General features: G+C 36.4%; 26 protein-coding genes, 2 tRNA genes and 1 riboswitch. Of the genes, 11 read left to right on the forward strand and 17 right to left on the reverse strand.

Annotated elements, in window-relative coordinates; translation table 11 throughout:
* Window positions 1–192 precede the first annotated feature (192 nt).
* The 9 genes from ACPWSR_RS06455 to ACPWSR_RS06495 all read right to left on the reverse strand — a co-directional run bounded on the left by ACPWSR_RS06455 (window position 193) and on the right by ACPWSR_RS06495 (window position 6,615).
* Entirely contained in the window at window positions 193–357 is a 165-nt protein-coding gene (locus ACPWSR_RS06455) for a hypothetical protein (protein ID WP_426350872.1), read from the reverse strand.
* Window positions 358–459: 102 nt separating this feature from the next.
* The gene (locus ACPWSR_RS06460; RefSeq protein ID WP_426350873.1) at window positions 460–1,410 is read right to left on the reverse strand and encodes an ADP-ribosylglycohydrolase family protein; all 951 of its coding nucleotides are present in this window, start codon (window positions 1,408–1,410) and stop codon (window positions 460–462) included.
* Window positions 1,411–1,489: 79 nt separating this feature from the next.
* Complete coding sequence (locus ACPWSR_RS06465) at window positions 1,490–1,918, reverse strand: hypothetical protein (protein ID WP_426350874.1); 429 nt, start codon at window positions 1,916–1,918, stop codon at window positions 1,490–1,492.
* A 225-nt stretch (window positions 1,919–2,143) separates the two neighbouring features.
* Window positions 2,144–2,218: transfer RNA gene (locus tag ACPWSR_RS06470), tRNA-Arg, on the reverse strand.
* A 147-nt stretch (window positions 2,219–2,365) separates the two neighbouring features.
* Window positions 2,366–2,884: a GNAT family N-acetyltransferase gene (locus ACPWSR_RS06475; protein ID WP_426350875.1), complete on the reverse strand. Its 519-nt coding sequence runs from the start codon at window positions 2,882–2,884 to the stop codon at window positions 2,366–2,368.
* Window positions 2,885–2,935: 51 nt separating this feature from the next.
* Complete coding sequence (locus ACPWSR_RS06480) at window positions 2,936–3,121, reverse strand: NINE protein (protein ID WP_426350876.1); 186 nt, start codon at window positions 3,119–3,121, stop codon at window positions 2,936–2,938.
* Between the two features lie 155 nt (window positions 3,122–3,276).
* On the reverse strand, window positions 3,277–4,635 hold the full coding sequence (locus tag ACPWSR_RS06485) for an SPFH domain-containing protein (RefSeq protein ID WP_426350877.1): 1,359 nt from the start codon (window positions 4,633–4,635) through the stop codon (window positions 3,277–3,279).
* Window positions 4,636–4,705: 70 nt separating this feature from the next.
* The gene (locus ACPWSR_RS06490; protein ID WP_426350878.1) at window positions 4,706–5,521 is read right to left on the reverse strand and encodes a TPM domain-containing protein; all 816 of its coding nucleotides are present in this window, start codon (window positions 5,519–5,521) and stop codon (window positions 4,706–4,708) included.
* Between the two features lie 11 nt (window positions 5,522–5,532).
* Window positions 5,533–6,615: a hypothetical protein gene (locus ACPWSR_RS06495; RefSeq protein ID WP_426350879.1), complete on the reverse strand. Its 1,083-nt coding sequence runs from the start codon at window positions 6,613–6,615 to the stop codon at window positions 5,533–5,535.
* Window positions 6,616–6,984: 369 nt separating this feature from the next.
* Between ACPWSR_RS06495 and ACPWSR_RS06500 the strand changes: the two genes are divergently transcribed.
* Together ACPWSR_RS06500 and ACPWSR_RS06505 are read left to right on the forward strand one after the other, a co-directional pair.
* The gene (locus tag ACPWSR_RS06500; RefSeq protein WP_426350880.1) at window positions 6,985–8,322 is read left to right on the forward strand and encodes a citrate synthase; all 1,338 of its coding nucleotides are present in this window, start codon (window positions 6,985–6,987) and stop codon (window positions 8,320–8,322) included.
* Between the two features lies 1 nt (window position 8,323).
* A complete protein-coding gene (locus tag ACPWSR_RS06505; RefSeq protein ID WP_426350881.1) occupies window positions 8,324–9,322 on the forward strand; it encodes an isocitrate/isopropylmalate dehydrogenase family protein in 999 nt (332 codons plus the stop codon).
* Between the two features lie 554 nt (window positions 9,323–9,876).
* Here ACPWSR_RS06505 and ACPWSR_RS06510 read toward each other — a convergent pair.
* Window positions 9,877–10,767 (reverse strand): IS3 family transposase, encoded by an 891-nt coding sequence (locus tag ACPWSR_RS06510; protein ID WP_426351360.1) that lies wholly within the window; start codon window positions 10,765–10,767, stop codon window positions 9,877–9,879.
* Complete coding sequence (locus tag ACPWSR_RS06515) at window positions 10,737–11,030, reverse strand: transposase (protein WP_426350120.1); 294 nt, start codon at window positions 11,028–11,030, stop codon at window positions 10,737–10,739. The genes ACPWSR_RS06510 and ACPWSR_RS06515 overlap by 31 nt, the downstream gene beginning before the upstream one ends.
* Window positions 11,031–11,254: 224 nt before the next feature.
* Between ACPWSR_RS06515 and ACPWSR_RS06520 the strand changes: the two genes are divergently transcribed.
* The 5 genes from ACPWSR_RS06520 (at window position 11,255) to ACPWSR_RS06540 (ending at window position 16,571) form a co-directional block, all read left to right on the forward strand.
* A complete protein-coding gene (locus ACPWSR_RS06520; RefSeq protein WP_426350882.1) occupies window positions 11,255–12,145 on the forward strand; it encodes a phosphatidylserine decarboxylase in 891 nt (296 codons plus the stop codon).
* 79 nt (window positions 12,146–12,224) lie between these two features.
* Window positions 12,225–12,902, forward strand: coding sequence for a response regulator transcription factor (locus tag ACPWSR_RS06525; protein ID WP_426350883.1), 678 nt, complete (start codon window positions 12,225–12,227; stop codon window positions 12,900–12,902).
* The gene (locus ACPWSR_RS06530; protein ID WP_426350884.1) at window positions 12,892–14,355 is read left to right on the forward strand and encodes a sensor histidine kinase; all 1,464 of its coding nucleotides are present in this window, start codon (window positions 12,892–12,894) and stop codon (window positions 14,353–14,355) included. Before ACPWSR_RS06525 ends, ACPWSR_RS06530 begins: the two co-directional genes overlap by 11 nt.
* Before the next feature lie 56 nt (window positions 14,356–14,411).
* Window positions 14,412–14,587, forward strand: a riboswitch (cobalamin riboswitch).
* Between the two features lie 298 nt (window positions 14,588–14,885).
* Window positions 14,886–15,812 carry an ABC transporter substrate-binding protein gene (locus ACPWSR_RS06535; RefSeq protein ID WP_426350885.1) on the forward strand — a complete coding sequence of 309 codons (927 nt, stop codon included), beginning with the start codon at window positions 14,886–14,888 and terminating at the stop codon, window positions 15,810–15,812.
* Between the two features lie 93 nt (window positions 15,813–15,905).
* Window positions 15,906–16,571: a deoxynucleoside kinase gene (locus tag ACPWSR_RS06540; protein ID WP_426350886.1), complete on the forward strand. Its 666-nt coding sequence runs from the start codon at window positions 15,906–15,908 to the stop codon at window positions 16,569–16,571.
* A gap of 1 nt (window position 16,572) precedes the next feature.
* Here the strand turns inward: ACPWSR_RS06540 and ACPWSR_RS06545 are convergent, their stop codons facing one another.
* Window positions 16,573–16,944: a zinc ribbon domain-containing protein gene (locus ACPWSR_RS06545; RefSeq protein WP_426350887.1), complete on the reverse strand. Its 372-nt coding sequence runs from the start codon at window positions 16,942–16,944 to the stop codon at window positions 16,573–16,575.
* 199 nt (window positions 16,945–17,143) lie between these two features.
* Here ACPWSR_RS06545 and namA point away from each other — a divergent pair, with 199 nt between their 5' ends.
* Entirely contained in the window at window positions 17,144–18,172 is a 1,029-nt protein-coding gene (gene namA, locus ACPWSR_RS06550; RefSeq protein ID WP_426350888.1) for an NADPH dehydrogenase NamA, read from the forward strand.
* Window positions 18,173–18,220: 48 nt separating this feature from the next.
* Here namA and ACPWSR_RS06555 read toward each other — a convergent pair whose 3' ends face one another.
* The 5 genes from ACPWSR_RS06555 to ACPWSR_RS06575 all read right to left on the reverse strand — a co-directional run bounded on the left by ACPWSR_RS06555 (window position 18,221) and on the right by ACPWSR_RS06575 (window position 23,041).
* On the reverse strand, window positions 18,221–18,787 hold the full coding sequence (locus ACPWSR_RS06555) for a 5-formyltetrahydrofolate cyclo-ligase (RefSeq protein ID WP_426350889.1): 567 nt from the start codon (window positions 18,785–18,787) through the stop codon (window positions 18,221–18,223).
* 57 nt (window positions 18,788–18,844) lie between these two features.
* Complete coding sequence (locus ACPWSR_RS06560) at window positions 18,845–19,603, reverse strand: formate/nitrite transporter family protein (RefSeq protein ID WP_426350890.1); 759 nt, start codon at window positions 19,601–19,603, stop codon at window positions 18,845–18,847.
* Window positions 19,604–19,755: 152 nt separating this feature from the next.
* Window positions 19,756–21,207: a TrkH family potassium uptake protein gene (locus ACPWSR_RS06565; protein ID WP_426350891.1), complete on the reverse strand. Its 1,452-nt coding sequence runs from the start codon at window positions 21,205–21,207 to the stop codon at window positions 19,756–19,758.
* On the reverse strand, window positions 21,158–22,561 hold the full coding sequence (gene trkA / locus ACPWSR_RS06570) for a Trk system potassium transporter TrkA (RefSeq protein WP_426350892.1): 1,404 nt from the start codon (window positions 22,559–22,561) through the stop codon (window positions 21,158–21,160). The genes ACPWSR_RS06565 and trkA overlap by 50 nt, the downstream gene beginning before the upstream one ends.
* A gap of 405 nt (window positions 22,562–22,966) precedes the next feature.
* Window positions 22,967–23,041 (reverse strand) — tRNA-Arg (locus ACPWSR_RS06575).
* A gap of 413 nt (window positions 23,042–23,454) precedes the next feature.
* Here ACPWSR_RS06575 and ACPWSR_RS06580 point away from each other — a divergent pair.
* The 3 genes from ACPWSR_RS06580 (at window position 23,455) to ACPWSR_RS06590 (ending at window position 25,398) form a co-directional block, all read left to right on the forward strand.
* The gene (locus tag ACPWSR_RS06580) at window positions 23,455–24,330 is read left to right on the forward strand and encodes a DegV family protein (protein ID WP_426350893.1); all 876 of its coding nucleotides are present in this window, start codon (window positions 23,455–23,457) and stop codon (window positions 24,328–24,330) included.
* Between the two features lie 124 nt (window positions 24,331–24,454).
* The gene (gene ybaK / locus ACPWSR_RS06585; RefSeq protein ID WP_426350894.1) at window positions 24,455–24,925 is read left to right on the forward strand and encodes a Cys-tRNA(Pro) deacylase; all 471 of its coding nucleotides are present in this window, start codon (window positions 24,455–24,457) and stop codon (window positions 24,923–24,925) included.
* Window positions 24,922–25,398 carry a S24/S26 family peptidase gene (locus ACPWSR_RS06590; RefSeq protein WP_426350895.1) on the forward strand — a complete coding sequence of 159 codons (477 nt, stop codon included), beginning with the start codon at window positions 24,922–24,924 and terminating at the stop codon, window positions 25,396–25,398. The genes ybaK and ACPWSR_RS06590 overlap by 4 nt, the downstream gene beginning before the upstream one ends.
* Window position 25,399: the final 1 nt, after the last annotated feature.

The following is a 25,399-nucleotide window of genomic DNA, read 5'->3' on the forward strand; positions in this document are numbered from 1 at the left end:
TCAAATGTAATTAAATGTAAATATATTAAAGGCAATAGATTTATTAATTTTATTATATAACACTTTATTGTTAAGTAATATTAACTTTCTAATAATTATTATGCCCTAACTGCCGCCTTACTAAACATATATTACATATTATATTATGCAGGGTTAGGGCATTTTTGTTACTGATAAAAATATTTTTTTATTTTAATAAGAAGGTTCCTTCTTATGTCCATGATTTTTACCATTGGCATGGGCACCAATCTTTTCACCTTCTATAATTCCAATATCTGCTCCATCCTTAGGGAACATCTTACGGAGCTCTGGGTTGCTTTTTTCTCTATCCTTCATTCTATGTTTATTATTGTCCATGGTTTACCTCCGAAGAAATAAGTCTTATTTATAGTATGCTTAATTCTCAGGTGCTTATCCAGAAAGCTGAACTTTTTATCTATATATCAATTATAAACTTTATCATTCCCAACTAGCATAAGCCTTTTCACACAAGCTGATAATATAATCTTTCCTAGCAAGCACTGAAAGCCATTCCTCTGGAATAGAGTCATAACCATAGAGAATTCCTGCAAGTCCTCCTGCAATGGCTGCAACGGTATCGGTATCTTCTCCCAAATTCACAGCCTTCAAAACACAGTCCTTATAGCTATCTGTTGTTAATAGGCACCAGATAGACGCTTCTAAGGTGTCCACTACATATCCAGAGCTCTTGATTTCATCACGGGAAAGCTCCTGAAAGTTCTTTTGAAAAAGCCTGGTGTATTTACTTAGTTCCTCTTGGTTTTTGTAATAGTCCATGGCCTTTTCTAGCCCGGAATATACAGATTCTTTTCTCGGATTATCCAGCAGCGCATCCATAATGTATGCATAAATACCACAAGCAATTTTAGATCTAGGGTGTCCGTGAGTCAAGGATGACGCATTATGGATTATATTCATCTTTCCTGAAAGAGGTACCATACTGTAGGAGGAATATTTGGTGTATAGAATGAATGGAATAATCCTCATCAGTGAACCATTTCCATTAGACCTCTCTCCTGTCTCTCCACATTCTAAAGGTGGCTTATTTCCAGTTCTGTAGCGATCAAGGGCAATTTCTGTAGTTATACCGTTATCAAAGGTTTCACCACTGGGTGTGTATTCATCGTTGTAAAGCCACTGACAGAACTTCACCATTATATCATCATAATGGAGACCTTCGCTGAGACTATCTAGAGCAGCAAGAGTCATACTTGTATCATCAGACCAGGTTCCTGCTGGATATGGATATGTCCCAAAGCCCTCCATCTCCGTAACTGGCGATCTATCAAGCTCTTCCCTATTATAAAACTCCACGGGTACACCAAGGGCATCCCCAACGGCATGACCGAGTATCGCACCTTTAAACTTATATAGTATACTTTCGTCCATATAGAGCATCACTCTCTTCCACAATAATATAAAAATTGTGCATATCCCGTTTTATAAACGTTATATACACATTTTTGTCCTAACCCAAACTGCTATTCTTTCTCATCTTAAAGCACTTTCTTGGAAGATCCGACATAACATAGGAGACATATCCCTTTCTCTCTAAAAGCTCTGCCATAAAGGGTGCTTTAACAGATAAAAATCTTATTTCAATTATGCCATTATCCTCTTCTTCTATATTATTTAAAAAGGTTGTTGTGAAACCTCTATTTTGAAGCCCCGAAGGTAATTCCAAATACTCTATTGTAAGTATACCGTTTTTAAAACGAAACCTGCTGTGTGCCTCTTCTTCGTGATAGTGGGTATGCATAAGTATTATATTTTCTTCTATTAAATGCGTTGCTTCTGCCCTATAGCTTTTGCAAAGCGTATTCCAGACATCAATAATATAGTCAATTACTCCTTCATCGCTATTTATATAATCTTTTGCATCTTTTAAATTATTCAACTACGACACTCCTTCTATGACTCTCTTTTGCTTTTAAGCAATGACTTCATATAATTACAATGTAATTTGTTGATACTCTTTAAATTCTCCCATAGTACTTATTATATACTAAATTTATCTTTCATTAAATATCCTCTTATATCTTACATTATATGGAAATAAAATTCTATATAAAACATAAAAAATGACCCAACCGCTATGGTTGAGTCATTCTTCTTGCATATCTGGTACCCCCAACAGGAATCGAACCTGTAACTATCCCTTAGGAGGGGACTATTATATCCATTTAACTATGGAGGCACATCTTAAATGCACTATTAATTGTAAAACATCGGAGAAGGAATGTCAATAATGGTTTGTAGACATTTCCAAGATATTTATATAGAAAGAAAGTAAAGCTATATTATCAAGAGTAGTTTTTAAAGCTATTAAGGCATTCCCTATGCCTTATATTGAGAGGTCTTCCTTAGTTAACTGCCACCAATAGTATTCTTCCGTTTCATCAAACATCTTCATGTTACATTTTTTTAGCACACTTTGTGATTTAGTATTACTTTTTAGAGTTTCTGCTACTATTTTAGTTACAGTAGGTTGTTTTAATGCCCAATTACACATAGCTTTGATAGCCTCTGTAGTATATCCAAAGCCTTGAAAATTCTTATTAATTCCATATCCTATTTCTACTTGTGCGTTATCATCAGGAGCATTTTTAAAAGCAGCACTGCCAATGAATTTCTCCTGATTTTTTAACTTAAAAAGCCAGAAGGTATGCCAAAAAAACTCTTTACTGTTGTTTTCCACTACTTTAATCTGCTTTTTAAATAACCTTAATATGAAGCCTTCAATCTCTTCACCACAATACTGACAGTTTAACTCCTGTTCAAACTGAATAACATCCTCAGTTAGAAGCTTTAACTGCTGTCCAGTAAGCGGTATTATTTCCAACCTCTCCGTCTCTAACTTCATTTTATTCTCTCCCCACTTTTATTAATTAATAGCAATGTTTTTTAATACTTATTACTCATTAATTATTCCCTCTCTCATAATCAAACTAAGAGCACGGGCTAGATCCAAAACCCATCCAAAGAAGAAAATTCCCATGGTAAATAAGTATATTAATCCTAATCTTATATTTCCTTCTTTAAACTTATGTACTCCCAATGGTCCCAAAAATAAGATAATCAAAAAATCTAATAGTTCCAATATTGTATCCCCCAATTTATTATTGCAATATTATATAACCAAATGTTATTTAATTAAATACAAAAATGAAAATTAATAGTTTTATAGCAAAAAAAAAGAAGCTAGGATCAAGCCTTTTATTTTCGTAATCCCAGCTTTCTTTATTACTTTATTACTTATTTCTGATCCCCTTCATCAAAAACATCTCCACATTCAGGACAGAACTTAGGAGGATGAGCAGGATCTTCTGGCTTCCAGCCACATTTATCACATTTGTAAAGAGGTGCTTCCGCAGGCTTTTTACTTCCACATTCCATGCAGAACTTTCCTTGATTTAGGGTACCGCAGGAACAGCTCCAGCCCTTAGGAGTCTCTGGTCTTTTGGCACCGCACTCCATGCAGAACTTACCTACATTATTTTTTGCACCACAGCTACATGTCCAGGTATCCTTTTCCTGTGAACCTTGTTCTTTAGAGTCTTGATTAACAGGAGCAGTCTCAGCTTTCCTAGTATTTTCATTATTCTGGTCCTGGCCCATGGCAAACAAGTTCTGAGCGTTGAGACCTCCAGCCTGTTGAGCCATACCAAAGCCCATAAAGCCACTGATAGCACCATTTTCATTTTTTGCTGCTGCTCTTAAAGCATCTGCCTGTGCTCCAACTAAGGTTGCTGCTGCCATATTAGTATTACGCATAACAGCAGTTCTCTGAAGCTCTTTAATCATGTTTTCATCCTCTTGGGAAGCAGTAACAGAGTTAACACCTAAGGATGCTATCTCTATACCTCTCATATCTCTCCATTTCTTAGAGAGAACCTCATTAAGAGCACCAGCCAGCTCTGAAGTATGACCAGGTATTGCACTGTAGCGTATACCTATGGCAGATATTCTTGCAAAGGCAGGCTGAAGAGCTGTCATCAGCTCACTTTTCAGCATGCTATCTATTGTGCTTCTTCTATAAATATCCTCTACGTTACCACAAACATTAGCATAAAAAAGCATTGGATTTACAATTCTGTAGGAATACTCCCCATTACAGCGAATGCTTATGTCTATATCTAAGCCAATATTGTTATCTACAACTCTAAAGGGTACTGGGTTAGCTGTGCCATATTTATTTCCCACTATCTCCTTAGTATTAAAATAATACACTCTCTGATCCTTACCAGGGTCACCACCAAAGGTAAACCTCTTGCCTATTTCCTTAAAGGTCTCCTTTATGCTTTGTCCAAGATTTCCAGCAAATATTGTTGGCTCTGTGGAGGAATCATAAATATATTCTCCTGGTTCTGCACAAAGCTCAACTACCTTACCCTGCTCCACAATAATCATGCATTGTCCATCAGCAACGGCTATAGCAGAATTTCTAGAGATTATATTGTCATTGCCCCTAGTATTGGAGGATCTTCCTGTTACCTTCTTCTCCCCCTTTGCCACTAATATATCTGAATCTAATGCATTGCAGTAGAAGAACTCCTTCCATTGATCTGCAAGGCTACCTCCTAAAGCTCCTAAGCCTGCTTTAATAAGACCCATAGTAATCTCTCCTTTTCCATTTCAAAATATAAAAATCAAATATAATTATCATAAGCTTATAAGCTTTAATTTAAAATTTACCGCCTCTTCCCCCATGGCTTCTCCCAGAAGAACTCTTGTGAGTACTGCTTCCTCCACTAGAGGAGGGCTCTGGCTTTTTGCTCCTTACTACATTTCTATAGAGGAATAAATCCTGCTGCTCAGTAAGATTTAAGCTATCCCTCATAACATAATTGGTAGCAAAAGCTTCCTTTCTCACGGTATTCATGCCTCTTCTCATGACTCCTGTGACTATCAATGCTACTATTAAGGAAATTCCAAAGGCTGCGCCAGCTAACACCCATCGGCTAACAGGCTCTTTTTGGCCAACATCAAAAGGGGTACCCTCCTCTGCCTGAATCAAAAGCTCCTGTGAGAGATCTAAATACTCACTAAAGGCAGCGTAATAATCTCCTTCGCTTAAGCTAGAGACTACCTTTTCATGAATATAATCCAATCCATAATCGGTAAAGGCTGTGATTCCATAGCCGGAGGTTGAGGTATAATAATCTCTACTTTCCATGTTAATAACAAAGATTAATCCATCTCTATTACTCCCAACACCATAGCCATTGTAATCAAAATAATCATCAGAATAGTCAACTATATCCTTCCCACCAGTAGTGGTGATGGTATTTAGTACTATGTCAAAGGAAAACCTATTTTTTATATCCTCAATGGTTCCTTGAAGAGCCTCTTCCTCTTCCATGGATAGAAGGTCAGCTTCATCAATAACATTATTGGTATCCCCATAGGATAACACTGGACTAGCTATTATAACTAAAAATAATGAAAGAAATACTGTGCCCAGGGCACTAAGAACTCTTTTTTTATTAAAATATCTCATCCTAAGCCCCCCTAAAAAATCATAAACAGCAATAATGTTAATATTATACCTATAATTACCGTAAGACCTATAAGCCAAGTAAGGTACTTCTTATTATCAATAGGTAGCCTGCCCACAAACTTTCCTGTCTGACCATTCATAGCAAAGGTATAAATTTCTCCATTATACTTACTATTTAAAAGCCATACTGGTAGAAGACCATATTTTACAGAGCCGTCTATCACCTGTATACTGCTGCTTTTAGGTATCACAGAGTTATAGCCATAAACAGTGCTAGAAAAAGCCTCTTCAGTGCTATTTTCAACCCTTTCATTAGCTCTTTTTCTGCTGCTTTCTGAATCTACATCATACCTATCAGCAAAATATCCAGCAAGATATGCCGTGGAAAACTCTACAGCATCCTTAAGATTGTAAGGCTCTATTGACTCCATGAAAGTGTCATCCATTTTCTTAGACCCATCAATAGGTATAGCCTCGAAGGAAAGAGTTCCCTTTCTGGATATTAGATAGTGAGAGGTTTCAGTATAATTATACTTAGAATCGCTCCAAGTCCTTATTCTGGTTCCATCATAGGTCATAGAGGCCTTTGTACCACAGCTAAATATCCAAAAGGGAACATATATACCAGTGATGCTCTCTATTCTATTTTTGCTGCGAAATGAATCTGGAAGCAGCTTTTTACTACCATAAAACTCCTTCAGAGCTTTTTCTGCCTCCTCCTTATTGACTTTAAAAGGAACTATTAACTCTGGCATCAATTCTCCAGAAACCTTGCTATTTACTATTGTTACGCTATCACAATAGGGACATCTTGTAGCTGCCGTGGTTTCATCAGTGATAATCTCTCCACCACAGGATTGACATAGATATGAAGAAAGCTTTTCCTTCCCCTCCTGATTCCACTGCCCATTACTTAGGGAATCCTCCCACTGATAGCTTGTCTCATCTGACGTGGTTGTAAGCTTAGAATACTCTTCTAAAATACTTATTTCAAAGCTACTGTTACAGTACTCACAGGTAAGATTATTGGAGCTACTATCATATGCAATGGCAGCACCACAGCTAGGACATTTATAACTGGTTATTGTGGGCATTAGCTCTGCTCCTTTCATTTATAATAAATAATAATAGATAAAATAAACCTTGAGTGATTACATCTCAAGGAATATTTACATTATAATATTTTCATATTATTATTTATATTCCAACTAACTAAATTATAGATTATTTCTTCTTCTACATCTATAAAAAATGAACAAAAAAGCCATTATTAAAGTAAAAATATGTTAATAATTTTATTCCTCCACTTCTTATTTAAAGAGCTCCTATATACTTCATTAAGCTTATGTACTAGCATTATCTAAAAATAATATACAAAAAAGTCACTTTATTGTTAATATTATTACAATTATCATTATATTTGTGATATAATCTTCTAAATTAACGAATTAGGGTGATAACGTATGAAAGATATATTGCAGAAACTTGTATCAAAAGCTGGGGATAATAATGTAATAGATAATGAGCTTTATAAAATACACAATGTAAAAAAAGGTCTTAGAAATGAAGATGGAACCGGTGTATTGGTGGGACTTACAAAGATTTCTGATGTTGTAGGGTATAAAAAAGAGAAGGATAAAAAAATCGATGATTATGGTTCCCTGTATTATAGGGGTATAAACATCAGCGAATTTATTAATCATCAGGGAGAAAGCTGCTGTGATTTATTTGAAGAGACGGCTTTTTTAATATTATTTGGATATCTCCCTAACAGCAGTGAGCTAAATGCCTTTAAGGGGTACTTAAGCGATAATTATGATCTGCCTAAGAGATTTTTAGAGCACAATATCCTATCTATACCAGGTCAGAATCTCATCAATAAGCTCCAACAAACTATATTAATGCTGTATAACTTTGATGATGATGGAGATGATACCTCTCCAGAGGCACTGCTTGAAAAGGGTCTTAATATCTTGGCCAAGCTTCCTGCAATAATCTGCTATATTTATCAGAGCAAAGTGAATTATTATGACAGCCAGGACTTAATTATAAAAAGGGCTGATAAGAAGCTAACTATTTCAGAAAATCTTCTTTATATGCTGAGAGTGGGTTCTCCCTACACAAAAAAGGAGGTAGATCTCTTAGATGCTCTACTGTTGGTTCATGCAGACCATGGTGGCGGTAATAACTCTACCTTTATCAATTCCGTAGCTACCTCAACCCTTACAGATTTATACTCTTCCCTGGTAGGTGGAATTGGATCCATGAAGGGACCAAGACATGGAGGAGCTAATGTGGCTGTAAGCAAAATGATGACCGCTGTGAAGGATGAAATAGGCCTAACCACAGATAGAGATAAAATACGGGATATACTTATAAGAATCCTTAATAAGGACTTCTTTGACAAGAAGGGCTTGGTTTACGGAATTGGACATGCTGTTTATACTAAATCGGATCCTAGATGTGAAATTATAAGAAGTAAATGCTCAGAGCTGGCACCACTAAATGGATTCTCAGAAGAATTTGAGTTTTATAAGGCCTTTGAAGAGGAAGCAATAAATCTCCTATCAGAACGCAAGGGTATCAATATATGTAGCAATGTGGACTTCTACAGTGGCTTTGCCTACAAAATGATAGGAATCCCAGAAGAGCTATATACCCTATTATTCATCCTGGCTCGTACTGTAGGCTGGGTTGCTCATAACGTAGAATACAATCAATATGCGGACAAGATAATCCGTCCTGCTACCTTATATGTAGGAAATAAACAGGAATACATACCAAGAAAGGATAGATGCTGATATGAAGAGATGTGTAACTTTATTTTCTGGTGATGGCATCGGACCAGAAATAACAGAAGCAATGCTAAAAATTATTGATGCCCTAGGTATTGATATTACCTTTGAAGCCTTTGAGGCAGGGCTTAAAGCCTATGAAAAAACAGGAGAGCTCATACCACAGTCAGCCTTTGAATCTATTGAAAAAAATAAAATAATATTAAAGGCTCCTATAACAACACCTGTAGGTAAAGGCTTTAGAAGCATAAATGTATCTCTAAGAAAAAAGTATGATCTCTACGCTAACATAAGACCAGCACAATCAATGCCTGGAGTTGTAACTCCATTTTCCAATGTAGATATTGTAATCTTCAGAGAAAATACTGAGGATTTATATATAGGCCTTGAAGAAAAAATCGACGAAAACACTGTTCATGCTACAAAGCTTATCACAAGAGCAGCCAGTGAAAGAATCATAAAATCAGCCTTTGAATACGCTGTTAAGCATGGCAGAAAAAAGGTTACCTGTGTTCATAAAGCTAACATACTAAAGCTCAGCGATGGCTTGTTTTTAGACATATTTAATGACATAAGAAAAAATTACCCTTCCATAGAATCCAATGACCTCATCGTAGATAACACCTGTATGCAGCTGGTAATGAGGCCAGAAGCCTTCGATGTAATGGTGATGCCAAACCTCTATGGAGATATAGTTTCAGACCTCTGCAGCGGACTCATAGGAGGCTTAGGTCTTCTACCCTCCAGCAATCTAGGAGACAATTATGCCATGTTTGAGGCTGTCCACGGAAGTGCCCCTGATATCGCCGGTAAGAATATAGCCAACCCCACCGCCTTCCTCCTAAGCACTGCAATGCTCCTAGATTATATAGACGAAAAAGAAGCTGCACAAAAAATAAGAAAAGCAATATTCCACACCCTAAAAGAAGGAAAGGTATTAACAAAGGACCTAGGAGGCTCCGCCAGCACCACTGAATTCACTGACTATCTAATCAAAAACCTATAGGAATTAATATAAACAAAGGCCGTACCCATGGTATGACCTTTGTCCCCTTTTCCACCTCTCACCTGCTCTTACCTCTCTTCTCCTTCTCTTTTATCTTTTAATCTTTTAATCTTTTAATCTTTTAATCTTTTAACTCTTAGTTCTTACCTTTTACTTCTTAGTTTCTCTTCTCTTTTCTCTATTCTCTGCTCTTCCGCTCTTAGCTCTTACTTTTTACTTCTTAGTTTCTCTTCTCTCTTCTCTTATCTTTGCTCTTTACTCTTTTCTCTTCTACCTGCCACCTATTGGCTCCCAGCCCAATAATCTCCCTATTAGCCCCCCAGCTAATAATTTACCTTTCTCTTTTCTCTATTCTCTATTCTCTATTCTCTTTTCTCTGCTCTTCCGCTCTTCTCTTTTGCTCTTCAACTCTTAGCTCTTACTTTTTACTTCTTAGTTTCTCTTCTCTCTTCTCTTATCTTTGCTCTTTACTCTTTTCTCTTCTATCTCTCACCTATTGGCTCCCAGCCCAATAATCTCCCTATTAGCCCCCAGCTAATAATTTACGAAACATGTCAAGAAAAAGAAACACTAGAAAGAGTTAAAACTTCAAAATATTCGTTAGGTACCTTATAGCCGATACCAGAATGAAGACGAGATGAATTGTAGTATAGCTCTATATACGCAACTATCCGTCTTGTAGCATCATCTTTCCCGAGCTGCCCTATATCAGGAAGCTCAGTTCGTAGTGTCTTCCAGAAGCTCTCTATAGGCTGATTGTACTTAGGAGTACCAGGACGGGACATACTCTTAAGGAAGCCACTTCTTTCAATAAGATCCTTTGTCTTTATAGCTGTATACTGACAGCCTCTATCGCTGTGGTAGATCGCTCCTTTGGGTAGTTTAGGGTTGCGTCCAATAGCCATTCTGAAGGCCTCCTGAACCAAGTCCTGTCTCTGGTGACCTGCTATATCCCACCCAACAAGTCGTCGAGTAGCAACATCAATTATTCCGCACATATAGATTTTGCCGCTCCTGCATCTCAGCTCGCAAATATCAGAGCACCACAGGGCATTTGCCTGCGTTACCAAAAACTTATCTTTACACAGGTTTTCCTCTATGTACTGCTCTTCAGTTGGCTTAGGCCTCCTATTTTTTCTTTTGCGGCCAGCTTTCGCTGCAAGCCCGTTCATTTTCAGAATCCTGGCTACCCTATTCTCACTAACCCGTATATCCTGCAAAGCAAGAGCTTTGCGTATGCGAATTCTACCGTAATTACCATTGTTTGTTTTGAAACAATTAATTACGGCTTCTTCCTCTCTGATTTTTTCACTCTCTACCTGTTTCCTTGACCTATAGAAGGCGCTCCTTGACACTCCTAACAATCGGCATACCATGCTGGTGTCATACCCTTTAAGCTCTCGCCTCGCAAACTCTAATTTTTTTCTGGGTTTTTCGCAAAGTATGCCGCTGCTTTTTTTAGAATTTCATTTTCCATCCTAAGTCGTTCGTTTTCCTTTTTCAGCTTATTCAGCTCTGCATCCGCAGGCTTTTGATGTCCTGATCCCACAAACGCTTCGTCTCCGTATGTCTGATATTCATCTATCCACCTATACAGCATTACCAAATTAATCCCGAATTTCTCAGCAACTACAGCATGCTTGATACCGTCCTTTATCACCAGTTCACATGCCTGTATTTTAAACTTCTTTGAGTACTTTCTTGCCATATTTTCACACCCCTTGAGTTAATTATATTTTTATCTCTTCCGGGTGTCTACTTTCATTATACAAGTTTCCTCTTTTCTCTATTCTCTATTCTCTTTTCTCTGCTCTTCAACTCTTACCTCTTACTTCTTACCTCTTAGTTGCTCTTACACTCTTAGTTTCCCTTCTATTATGTTATAATAAATAATAACCGCAAATATTACTTAATAAGGGTATGGAGACAACTATGATTAAAGTTTACAACAGAAAAACAAAAGAATATGAAATTGAACAGGTGATGGGAGATAAATACCTGAAATGGACCTATACACATCCTGTAGGTAAATCTGTCATGAAGCTGTTTATCCGAAAAAAATTATTTTCTTCCTTTTATGGTCGTTATTCCTCCTCTCGTCTCAGTGCTAGGAAGATTCCAGGCTTTATAAAGAAGTTTAATATAAATATGGATCCCTATGAAACACCAGATAAAAAGTATCAGAGCTTTAATGACTTTTTTATAAGAAAGCTTGCAGAAGAGAAAAAGAATATAGACTCTAATCCCGATAGCCTGATATCCCCTGGTGATGGTCGTCTTACGGTATATACTAATATAAATATGGATAACCTAGTGCAGGTTAAGGGACTTACTTACTCCCTTAGAGAGCTTACTAAAAATCCAAGCATTTCTGGTATTTATGAAGGTGGCACCTGCATGATTTTAAGACTAGCCCCCACAGATTATCACCGCTTTCATTTTATAGATGATGGAATATGTACTAAAACTCATAAGATAAAGGGTAAATATTATTCTGTGAATCCCATAGCTCTTCAGAGAATTCCTAGGCTCTTCTGTGAAAACAAAAGGGAATGGAGCATATTTTCTACCAAGAACTTTAAGGATGTTTTGTATATTGAGGTAGGAGCTACCTGTGTAGGCACCATAGTTCAGAGCTATACTCCTAATGTGCCTGTTAATAGAGGAGATGAAAAAGGCTATTTTAAATTTGGAGGGTCAACGGTAATTTTATTCTTCAAAAAGAATGCTGTTAAGGTCCATAAGGATATTCTCTATCAAAGCTCCCTCGGCTACGAAACTAAGGTTAACTTTGGTGAAGCCATAGGAGAAAAATTCCACTAACCTTGATTTAATTATCACCAGCTATTCACAAAATAAGGTTATAATATATAATAATACTCTTAATTACAGGGGTGAAGCCATGTATAAGATTTTGGTTGTTGATGATGAGGAAAAAATAAGAGAGCTTATAAAAAAATATGCTGTTTTTGAAGGCAATGAGGTAGTAACTGCCTCTGATGGTATGGAGGCTATCGAGCTCTGCCAGAAGGAGGATTTTGATATCATAATAATGGATATCATGATGCCTGAGCTGGACGGCTTTTCCGCCTGCAAGGAAATAAGGAAGTCTAAGGATACTCCTATAATTATGCTTTCAGCCAGAGGAGAGGACTATGATAAAATCCATGGCTTTGAGCTGGGGATTGATGATTATGTAGTAAAGCCCTTTTCTCCAAAGGTACTGATGATGAGAATCAATGCAATCATGAAAAGAGTAGCTGGAAGTAGCTCTGAAAGCCATAAGAAGGATATAGTTCACATAGAAGGACTTACCATAGACTTTACCGGGAGACTAGTTTATATCGATAATGAAAAGATTGATATGTCTCCAAAGGAATATGACCTTCTTTTCTACATGGTTAGAAATAGAGGCATTGCCTTAACGAGAGAAAAGCTTATAAGTAATGTCTGGGGCTACGATTTCTTCGGGGATGACAGAACCCTAGATACTCACATAAAGCTTCTAAGAAAGCGTCTTGGGGAATATGCACGATACATAGTAACCCTTAGAGGAGTTGGTTATCGCTTTGAAGCTTAATGAAAAATTTAATCTAAAAAATCGAAACTTCAGTGTAAGGTGGAAGATCTTTTCCTACTTAATCATCTTTATATCAATACTCCTTATACTTCTATGGCTGTTTCAGATAGTTTTTTTAAATGAATTCTATAAAAGGATAAAATTCAATGATATTGAAAGTATAGCTAATACTATTGAAAGAAATATAGATAGCAGCAACCTAAGGCTGCAGGCTTACAGACTGGCCTTAGAAAATGATACCTCTATCCATATTGTAGATTCCTCCGGAAGGAGTATTGTTCAATATGATTCTTCTAGACAATCAATAATTGGAAACCTTTCAAGGGAGCAGATAAACAGCTATTATACCTTAGCTAGCTCTGCGGGAGGCACCTACTATAAAATCTATAATGATGATAATGTAAGTGTGGAAGCCTCCTGGGGTATAATCACTATGATAAAAAAATCCATGGAAAGCATCGTATATATATCCATAGCTGAGCTTCCTAATGGTGAGGAGGCATTGATAATGCTTCATTCTAACCTCCTTCCCATAAGCTCTACCGTGGAAACCCTCAGGGTACAGCTCATATATATAAGTATAATACTTTTAATCCTTTCCCTTTTAATAGCCTTCTTAATTGCTAAGAGGATATCAAAGCCCATAGTATCCATAAATGAGGCAGCAAAGGAGCTGGCAAAAGGAAATTATGATGTATCCTTTAATGGCTCTGGCTATCAAGAGATACAGGAGCTTAATGACACCTTAAGCTATGCTGCTAAGGAGCTTTCCAAGGTGGAAGGTCTTCGAAGAGATTTAATAGCCAATATATCTCATGACCTCCGTACCCCCCTTACAATGATAACGGGCTATGGAGAGGTAATGAAGGATATACCAGGAGAAAACACTCCTGAAAATATTCAGATTATCATCGACGAGGCTACAAGGTTAACCTCCTTAGTCAATGATTTACTAGATATATCTAGGTTTGAATCAGGAAATCAAGAGCTTAATTTATCAATGTTAAACATCACAAGCATTATAAGAGATATATTGTTAAGATACAACAAGCTTACAGAACGAGAAGGCTATAGCTTCTCCTTTAACTATGAGGAAGAGGTCTTTGTAGAGGGTGATGAACTGAAGCTTTCTCAGGTTATATATAATCTTATTAATAATGCCATCACCTATACAGGCAGCGACAAGAGCATAGTTGTTTCTCAGGAGGTTAAGGATGGCTTTGTGACCATAAAGGTTATAGATACAGGAGAAGGAATACCAGAGGAGGATATCCCCCTTATATGGGATAGATACTATAAGGTGAAGAAGACTCATAAAAGAGCTCAGGTGGGCACTGGCCTTGGTCTTTCCATAGTAAAGAAAATACTTCTGCTCCACAAGGCAGACTTTGGGGTAGAAAGCACTGTAGGAAAAGGCAGCTGCTTCTGGTTTAAAATTAAAATCATAGAATAAAATTATTATATTGTACAATAATTTTTTATATGCTACTATTATGTGGTAATAAAACTTAATATAAAGTATACGGTGCACTTAGGTGCTTAATAGGGAATGCGGTATGAATCCGCAGCAGTCCCCGCTACTGTATTAGTGACGAAGACTTCAAAAATACCACTGTTAATCGGGAAGGTGTGAAGCTAGTAGGATGATCTTAAGCCAGGAGACCTGCCGTTTTAGACTTATATTCAATGCTGTCTCGGAGGAAGACCTACTGCAATTAGTTGATTATTAGACTGTAATTTATCTAGGGGAATTGTAGCTTTTACAATTCCCCTTTTTATTTTGTAGGAATAGTCCGGGCATTGTTGTGATTTATTTCATGATAATGCCCTTTTAAATCATCTATAAAAGTTATTGTCAGATGATCCTCTCCTCTATAAGCCCTGAATATAAGAATTATTTTTAGGAGGTGTATTACTTCACAAATTTAATTCTCATATCAAACTGGAAAAATGAAATATTATTAAATGAGAGAGAGTGATTCCATGAAAACTTTTAAGAAATTAACCCTAGTAATTGCACTATTTGCCTTCACCTTTATTTTTACTGCTTGCTCTGCGAATTCTTCTGATAATGATAAAATAGCTCCCGAAAAAGCTAATTATCCCGTAACTATTACAGATTCCCTTGAAGAAGCTATAACCATAGAGGATGAACCGAAAACCATTGTTACCCTAGCTCCTAACATAACAGAAATAGTTTACGCCCTTGGTCTAGGAGATATGGTTGTAGGAAGAAATGCTTATTCCGATTATCCTGAAGAAGCCTTAGAGGTTGAAGTAATTGGTGATTTTTATTCTATTAATTTAGAGAGAATAGTAGAGCTTGACCCTGATATAGTCATTGCTTCTACTCATTTTGAGGAGGAAATGCAAGCAAAATTTGATGATATTGGAGTTCAGGTAATAACCTTATATGACAGCACTAGCTTTGATGGAGTTTATACTTCTATAGAAACCTTAGGTAGGGTATTCAATGTCCAAGATAAGGCAAGTGAAGTAATAGATGAGATTAAGAATCAGGTTGCTGATGTAGAAGAAAAGGTAAAAAATGAAGAGAAGCCTTCAGTTTATTATGTTGTAGGCTATGGCCAGGAAGGGGACTATACTGCTACAGGGGATACCTTTATTCACGAGATGCTTACCATGGCTGGAGGAGAAAATATTGCAAAAGACGTGGCTGGCTGGACTTATAGCAAGGAAACTCTTATGGAAAAGGATCCTGATATAGTAATCGTAAAAAAGGATTTTTATGATGACTTTATAGCCTCTGAAGGATATAAAGAACTATCTGCTGTAAAGAACAATAAGGTTTATACCATAGACAACAATTTATTAGACAGACCAGGTCCAAGATCCGGACTAGGTGTTATAGAAATAGCTAAGATTCTTCATCCTGAGTTATTCAAATAATTCTATCAATGATTATTTTATAAAATTCATAGAAAATACCGCAGCTTATAGTTTATGTAATATATATTAGCCAAAGATAAAGGAGTGTGTTACGTGTTGATAGTTGTAGCAGGAATGATAGGAGCTGGCAAGACCTCACTAACGAAGATAATCAGTGAAGAATTTGGAGGACTTGCTTACTTTGAAGAAGCTGATTCAGAAATATTGAATAAATTTTATACGGCACCAGAGGAAGAAGCGGAGGCTAAAAGATATCCCTTTCTTCTTCAATTAGAATTTTTATGCAGCAGATACTCAATGATAAAAAAGTGCCTAGTAGAGGGAGATAATCCTAGAGTAAATGTATTAGACAGGTCAATTTATGAGGATGAGTATTTTATGGAGATAAACCATCGCTTAGGCAGGATCTCTGAAATGGAAGCCTATTTATATAGAAGGCTGCTCCATAATATGCTGGAGGAAATAGAGTACCTTCCAAAAAAGGCTCCTGATGTTTGCATTTACTTAAGCGGATCCTTCAATACCTTCATAGATAGAATAATAGCAAGAAATAGGAATTTCGAAAAGCTCGATGAAAAAACAGAAAGCTATTTTTACTCTCTTTGGGAATCCTATGATAAGTGGATTGAGGAATCCTACAAGGCCAGTCCAGTTATTACTATAGATATAGATAAGATAGACTTTGTTAATAATCCAAAGGATAAAGAATATGTTTTAAAGCTAATAAGAGAAAGCCTCATAGCTCAAGCAGCTATATAGCCTACCTGAGCCTTTCACCACAATAAGGGCAGAACTGAAAATCTCCCTCTACTGCTCTGTAGCAGCTTGGGCATTGATTTTCATGAGAATGATATAAGGAAGCCTCCTTAAGATCCCAATAGGTAAGGACTTCCTTATAGCCCTTCTCTATGGCTTCTCCTTTTTCATTGGATATTCCATAGACAATATGGCAGCTATCACATATAGCATTATATTGAATATTCCATTTAAATACAGGTAAAAAGAAAAAATGAAAATAGCTATAGGATTTTACTATCCTCAAAAACTGAAGATTACAGCTTTTACATCTTGTCTCTACCTTACCCAAATCCTTTTCCTTTTGAGATATACCGAATATACCGATAAAAAACATAGCCCCACCCCCAATGCAAATCTATTAAACAATTATAGACGCTTATAAAAACTTTTACAATGAAATTTGATTAAAGTCCATTATTTTCATATAATTATTATATAAGGTAAATTTACTAGTTATAAGCATATGATGATAGAATATTATGGAAAGGGTAAAGTATGATGATTTCTATATCTTCATTATACCAGGTGATTTTATGGTAAAGCTATTTAGTAGTATAAGGGTTAAAAATCTAGACCTTGAAAACCGCATAGTTATGGCTCCAATGTGCATGAACTCCTCCGATGAGGAAGGACATAGCACTGACTGGCATTATGTTCATTATGGAACAAGAGCTATGGGAGGCAGTGGCCTTATAATAGTTGAAGCAACAGGTGTTGAAAATAGAGGAAGAATATTACATAGGGATCTAGGAATCTGGGATGACTCTCATATCCCTGGCTTAAAGAAAATAGTAGAGGTATGTCATGAAAATAACAGAAAGGTAGCTATACAACTTGGACATGCTGGGAGAAAGGCTTTGATCCCACATGAAGAGCCCATAGGACCTTCTTCAATTCCTTTTGATGAAAAATTTAGGGCTCCAAAGGAAATGACCAAGGAGGACATAAAAATAGTTGTCAATGCCTTTAAGGAAGGGGCCAGAAGATCCTTAGAAGCAGGCTTTGATGCTGTAGAAATCCACGGTGCTCACGGCTATCTTATTAATGAATTTTTATCTCCCCTAGCAAACATAAGAACTGATGAATACGGCGGTAGCCTTGAAAATAGAGCAAGATTTCTCGTTGAGGTAATAAGAGCAGTAAAGGAAGTATGGCCAGAGGATAAGGCACTTTTATTAAGACTTTCTGCAGAGGAATTTGCAGAGGGTGGCCATCACATAGAAGATACCATAAGGGTAGCAGAAATAGCTAAGGCAGAGGGGATAGATATCATTGATGTGAGCAGTGGCGCAGTAGTTAACGTGCCAATAGATGTATTTGCAGGCTATCAGGTTCCCTATGCAGAAGCAATAAAAAAAGCTGTGGATATTCCAGTAATTGCTGGAGGTCTTATAGGAAGTCCAGAAATGGCAGAAGAGATACTTAAAAATAACAGAGCTGACATGGTATTCTTAGGAAGACAGCTTTTAAGAGAGCCCTACTGGCCACTAAGAGCAGCCTTTGAGTTAGGTGTAGATTTAGAATATCCTCATCAATACGAAAGAGGACGTTATAGAAGATAAAATAAAAGCTGAGGCATAAGAACTTAATTGTTCCGCCTCAGCCTTTTTTTAAAACCATAGCTCATTTTCCTCTGTTATTAAAGCAGTTACCTTCATATCAAAGGGCTCTAAAGGAAGCTTTTCTACCTTCTGCAGCTCATAGGAAAGAGCAACCTTAGGAACATTATTCTTAACCTCTGCTAGGAATTTATCGTAGTATCCTCCTCCATAGCCTATTCTTCCTCCAAGGCTATCAAAGGCAACTCCAGGAGTGATTATTAAATCTATCTCCTGAGGCTTTAAGGTCTCTGCATCAGGAGAAGGCTCTAATATACCGTAATGGCCAGGATGCATATCCTCTAGGTTCCTTATAACCTTAGCTTCCATTAGCTTCTTCTCTTTATTTATCCATGGAACAGCTACAGCCTTCCCCTCCCTTAGGGCGTTATCAATGAGCCTTAAGGTATCCACCTCACTGCCAAAGCTGATAAAGGTGAAGATTACCGTAGCTTCTTTATAAGCTTTAAGATTTTTTACCTTAGTAAATATTTTATCATCGTAAGAGTTCTTTTCAATGACAGAGAGCTTATCTCTTTTTTCTATAATGCTTTTTCTTATCTCCTTTTTAGTACTCATGTGCCGCCTCCTGTAAAAAAAGGCTACTCATATTATAATGAATAGCCGATTTATAATTTAGTCTCTCAATACATAGTAATAGGCTGCTCCTACAAAAAGCCCACCACCGATGATGTTTCCTATGGTTACTACCACAAGATTGTACATAAGTCCCACTATAGTCACTCCTGCAGTGTGAGGAATTAAGTATGCTGTAGTTAGAAGAGTCATATTTGCTATGCTATGCTCAAAGCCCATGAGCACAAAGGTAAATATACATAAGAAAACCATTATAAGCTTTGCACTCTCCGACTGAAGCTTTATGTAGCACCAAACACCAAGACAAACAAATATATTACAAAGAATAGCTCTAAAAAACATCTGCCCTAGAGGAAGATTCATCTTATTCTCCGCAAGAGATACCATAAACTCTCCTATAGCTCCTGAAGTAACTCCACTTCCTATATATAGCAGGCTTATAAGTAGGGAACCTAAAAGATTTCCTAGATAGCTTATTCCCCACATTTTTAAAACGTCTTTGCCCTTAACAGCCTTTCTAAGATAAGCTATGGTAAAGACCATATTATTTCCAGTAAACAAATCTGCCCCTGCTACAAGTACAAGGGCTAAGGCCACAGAAAATGTAGCAGCCATAAAAAATTTATAATAAGGAGAACCTGCAGCATGGGCTATACCACCAGCAACAGACATCACACCTACTCCTATACCCACAAAAAAGCCTGCTATCATTGAGTACACCAAAGCACGCCCAAAACCTTTTTTCAAAACACTTAGTTTACTATTAGCCATTTCGACTACCTTATCTAAAGTATTCAATTTATCCACCTCTAATATTTTTTTAGTTTAGCTAGTGTATATTTTGCAGCGTATATTGGTGTATATTGTGTAATTTATATTAGTGCGTATTATTGTAATTTAAATCAGTGAATACTACATATTCAGTAGCTATTCACATAAATCTATCATTCTTATATATTTACCTTCTTCCAGAAGCTAGGCAGCAATAGCAGCAGCATAGGATAAATTTCTAATCTTCCCACCAGCATTAAGAAGGAAAATAAAAGCTTACTAAAATCTGTGAAGGAGGAGAAGTTCCCCATGGGTCCTACTATATTAAGGCCTGGACCAACATTTCCAAGAGTCGTTGCTACGGCAGAAAAATTTGTGACCATGTCCTTTCCTTCAATAGAAATCAGTAATAAACCAATAACAAATATAATTATGTATACAGAGAAAAATACTGTTATACCGGTTACTACTTTATCCTCTACCACCTTTCCAGACACTCTAACAGGATATACAGCTCTAGGATGCAGTACCTTTTGAACCTCTCTCTTGGCCGCCTTAAATAAAAGTAAAATTCTTATACTCTTAATGCTACCAGCAGTAGAGCCTGCACAACCTCCTACAAACATCAGGAGCAGCAGTATAGTCCTACTAAAGTCTGGCCAGAGGTTAAAATCCGTGGTGGCATAGCCTGTAGTGGTGATGATTGAGGATACCTGAAAGGAAGAATGCCTTAAAGCTTCAAAAAAGCTAGAATAGATACTTCCTGTAAGATTTATTGCTATGAAAATTATAGATCCTATAACTACTCCACTATAAAATCTGAACTCCCCATCCTTAAATATGGCCTTAATATTACCTTTAAAGGCATAATAATAAAGGGCAAAATTAGCACCAGAAATAAACATAAATATAGTTATTATTATTTCTATGTAAATATTATTATAGGCTCCAACACTGGAATTCATATTAGAAAAACCACCAGTACCTAGGGTTCCAAAGGTATGCACCAAAGCATCATACAAGGGCATTCCAGCTATTAACAAAAGCACTATCTCAAGAATACTTATTATGAGATATATGCTATACAGCACCTTTGCAGTGGTTTTAAGCCTCGGCACTATCTTTCCAGGATTAGGTCCTGGACTTTCAGCCTTCATAATCTGTATTGCACCTGTTCCTAAGGAGGGCAATATTGCTAGAGTGAGCACAAGAACTCCCATTCCCCCTATCCAGTGAGTGAAGCTTCTCCAAAAAAGTATTCCTCTTGGCAGGCTTTCCACCTCTGTCAGGATAGTAGCACCGGTGGTGGTAAAGCCTGAACTAGCTTCAAATAGACTGTCCACAAAAGAAGGTATAGCTCCACTTAAGTAGAAGGGTAGTGCGCCTATAATGGAAATTAATATCCATCCTAAGGCAACTATTGCAAAACCATCCCTAGTAAATATATGCTTGCTTTTAGGCTTAACACTGAAGGCTAAAAGTCCTAAGACTAAAGCAATAAACATGGTTATAAGAAAAGCCTTTATATCGTTTCCCTTATAATATATTGCTACAAATAAGGATGGAATAAGAGCCAGGAACTCACATATTAATAATGCTCCCAAGCTTTTTAATACCATTAACAAGTTCATTTTGTATTCCTCCACCATTATTTATAAACAAGTCCTCTAATGAGGATATTGATTTATTCATTGATATAACAACAATTGTATCTCCCTTTTTAAGATAATCATCACCGTGAGGAACTATTATCTCATTACGCCTTACAATAGTAGCAATTATTACATTGGGATGCATATTTAAAGCTCTTAATGGCTTTGAGGCTAAGGTATCTGTCTTCACTGTAAGCTCAGCAATTTCAGCATGTCCATCAATAATTCTCATAAACTTATCCAACTTGCTACCTTTAATATATTTTAGAATTTCATTTACTATTATAGTTTTAGGGACAATTACAGTGTCTAAGCCTAAATCCTTAACAATATTAATATAGTTGGATCTGCTAATCTTAGTGATTACCTTCTTAACACCCTTTTTCTTAGCCAGAAGTGCTGACATAAGATTTTCCTCATCCATACCTGTTACAGAAATAAAGGCATCCATCTCCCTGAGTCCCTCTGATTCTAATACTTCATCATCGGTGCCATCACCATAAATAACTAAGGCCTCTGGAAGCTGCTCTGAAAGCTCTTCAGCTATTTCCTTATTGTTTTCTATAAGCTTTACCTTAACTCCCATATCTGAAAGAAGCTTTGTTAGATAATAGCCTATTCTTCCTCCTCCAGTTATCATTACCTTTTTTACCTTTAAGGGCTGTTTATTATAAAATTTGCAAAACTTAAATACCTTAGAATATTTTCCTATAATATAAATCTCATCATCTTCCTCGAGGATAAAATCTCCATTAGGTACAAATACCTTATCACCTCTTACTACAGCACCTATAAGCACTGAAGAATTAGTTTCCCTGTCAATTTTCTTTATGGTCTTACCTGCTATATTCATATCAGAAGTAACCTTTAGGTCAACCATCCTTACTAGACCTTTGGCAAAATGCTCCACGTTCACTGCAGAGGAAAAGCTTATAGAGCTAGCTATTTCATCTGCTGCAGCCTGCTCTGGATTAATAACCAGGCTAAGTCCCATTTGTTCCTTTAACAAGGTAAGCTCCTTAGCATATTCCGGATCTCTTATTCTAGCTACGGTGCTTTTAGCCCCTAAAGTTCTTCCTGTAAGGCAGCAAACCATATTAACTTCATCGCTTTCAGAAACAGCAATAAGAATATCTGCCTCCTCTATTCCAGCCTCATGGAGCACCGTTGTGCTCACACCATTTCCCCTAATACACATAACATCTAAATTATTGTCTACCTTTTCAAGAACATCAGCTCTCTTATCAATAACTGTGACATCATGGTTTTCCTTGCTTAAGCTCTCCGCTAAGGTATAACCAACCTTACCAGCGCCTATAATAATGATTTTCATTTCATCCTCCAATTAAATAACATATGTAGCCCCTATGAGCTCTATTATAAAAAGAAAACATCCTTCTTTATAACTACTATAGCAAAAATCCTCGAATACATACATACAATTTCAAAAATTCTTAAAGAACATTTTATAGCATTTTGTGTAAAATAATAATCATTTATATATAAAAACAACATATTGTAGGTTACTAACATTGTCCACAATATATTGTGGATAACTATTAGACTTTATCCTTTTGTATATATAGACTTATTATACTGCTTGTTATATAAGGCCCTTAAAATAATCATAATTACACTATAAGTTAAATTTAATTTTATAGCAAAAAAAAACAATTAACTTTTTGTTGTCTTTTGTAATATTAAAAATGGCTCAACCACTAAGGTTAAGCCTGGTAAATGGTAGGGTGTATAGGAATCGAACCCATAATGTGCGGTCCGTAGCCGCATGTTATATCCATTTAACTAACACCCCATATTTAGTTATTAATTGTATATCTACAACTAATTATTTTATTGTGCAAATGCAATTCTAATAACATAGTTTATATTAGCATAATCCTTTTACAAAATCAATTTTTTTATCAAAGATTTTATATTGTAGCTTTGGTCCTTTAAAGGCTATATTTGTCATTAATAAAGCACTATAAAATTTCCTTGAGATAATATATATAAAATTATTAATTAAAAATATTGTTATACACTCTTAATTTTGTAAAATATAATAATTTAGGTTATAATTAAATGTATTGTAAAGAATATTTAGAATATAATTCCTGGATATTTTATCCAATTATCTATAGACTATGGTATAATTAATTATAATTTAGTATCATAATATAATAAATTGAAATTATACTTTTATTTCATATTATAAGGAGAGTGCTTATGAAGAATCTTACTATACTAGTAGACTCCAGTTGTGACTTGCCTTTACAGTTTATAAAGGATAATAATGTGCCTTACTTAGGCATTGCCGTAAACTTTAAGGGAAGTGAGTATTTTGAGGACTTCGGTCAAACCTTGAGCTATAAAGAATTTTATGATGAGGTAAGAAAAGGTGAGATGCCCTCCACCTCTCAAATAAACTCCTATCGCTTTGAAGAGATGTTTAGAAAACTCCATAAGGAAGGAAAGTCTATTATATATTTAGCTTTTTCCTCCGCCTTAAGTGGAACCTATAACAGTGCATTAATTGCAAAGGAAGAGGTTATGAATGAGTTCCCTGATGCAGATATCACAATTATAGATACCAAAGCTGCTTCTATGGGCGTAGGACTTATAGTTTATCACGCCTATGAGCTACTTAACAAAGGTGCTTCCAAGGAAGAAATTATAAGATGGGTAGAGGATAATATTCCTCATACTATTCACTTCTTTACAGTGGATGACTTAAATCATTTAAAAAGAGGAGGAAGAGTATCTGCTACCAGTGCAGCCCTAGGAACTCTACTAGCTATAAAGCCAGTACTCCACGTGAATGATTCAGGACAACTTATTAATATCGCCAAGGCAAAGGGCAGGAAGAAAGCAATAAAAGAGTTATTTGAAAACTTCGAGAAGCATGTGGTAAATCCTGAAGGACAGGTGGTTTTTATAAGCCATGGAGATTGTCTTGAAGAGACAGAAACCTTAGCTAATATGATTAAGGAAAAATATAAGGTTAAAGATGTAATCCTCAATCATATAGGGCCTGCTGTAGGAAGCCACTCCGGTCCAGGTGCCATAGCACTTTTCTTCTTGGGAGACAACAGACAGCCTTAAGTAAAAAATTTAGTATTATTTTAGCAGCAGAGTTTATAAAACTTCTGCTGCTTTCTATTTATCTTAAAACTCCTACTGCTATAATATAAATAGAAAACTATCATGAAAAAGGAGATAGATGAATTTGAAGCATATAAAGACTAATGCTATGAGAGTTCTCGATACTGCTAAAATTGAATATAAGACCCATTCCTATGACACCTCTGATGGTCATATCGATGGAGTAAGTGTGGCAGAAAAGCTAAAGGAACCCTTAGAGCAGGTATTTAAAACTCTCGTTACTAAAGGCCATACAGGTGCCTATTATGTATTTGTTATCCCCGTGGCCAAGGAGCTTAACCTCAAGGCTGCAGCAAAGTCTGTGGGAGAAAAATCTGTGGAAATGATTAATGTAAAGGACATAAACAAGGTTACAGGCTACATACGAGGAGGCTGCTCTCCTATAGGAATGAAAAAGCATTATCTTACAGTAATAGATAAATCCTGTGAAGCCTTAGAAACAATGATAGTAAGCGGCGGAAAAATAGGCTATCAGATTGAGATGAGGCCAAAGGATCTCATAAGCCTAATAGAAGCTAAGGTGAGTAATTTATGAAGAATAATGTTAAGAAAGTCCCCGCAGAGCTTTTCTTTCAGCTGGTAGATGACAGCTTAAAGGAAAATAAAAATGCTATATTCACTGTTACTGGAAACAGCATGTGGCCATTTATTGGCCATGGCAGGGATCAGGTAGAGATAGTACCAATAAAGTTAAGTGAGCTAAAAAAAGGAGATATAGTACTTTTTAAAACTCCTGGTGGGGCTTATATACTTCACAGAATCATGAAGCTAACGAAAGAAGGAATGATAACCTCTGGAGATGGCAACACCTATATAGATGGTGAGTTTTCTAGGAGCTCAGTCCTTGCAAGGGTTAGTAAAATAATTAGAAAAGGGAAAGTCCTTCGCTGTGACAGCCTAATATGGAGAATTATATTTACCCTATGGAGAGTCTCCTTTCCTATACGTCCCTTCTTACTTAAAACAATTCTTATTTTTTGCAGAATAAGAAAAAAGATAAAGGATTAAA

The organism is Alloiococcus sp. CFN-8, from assembly GCF_049943125.1.
GTDB lineage: Bacteria > Bacillota > Clostridia > Clostridiales > Clostridiaceae > JAEXZL01.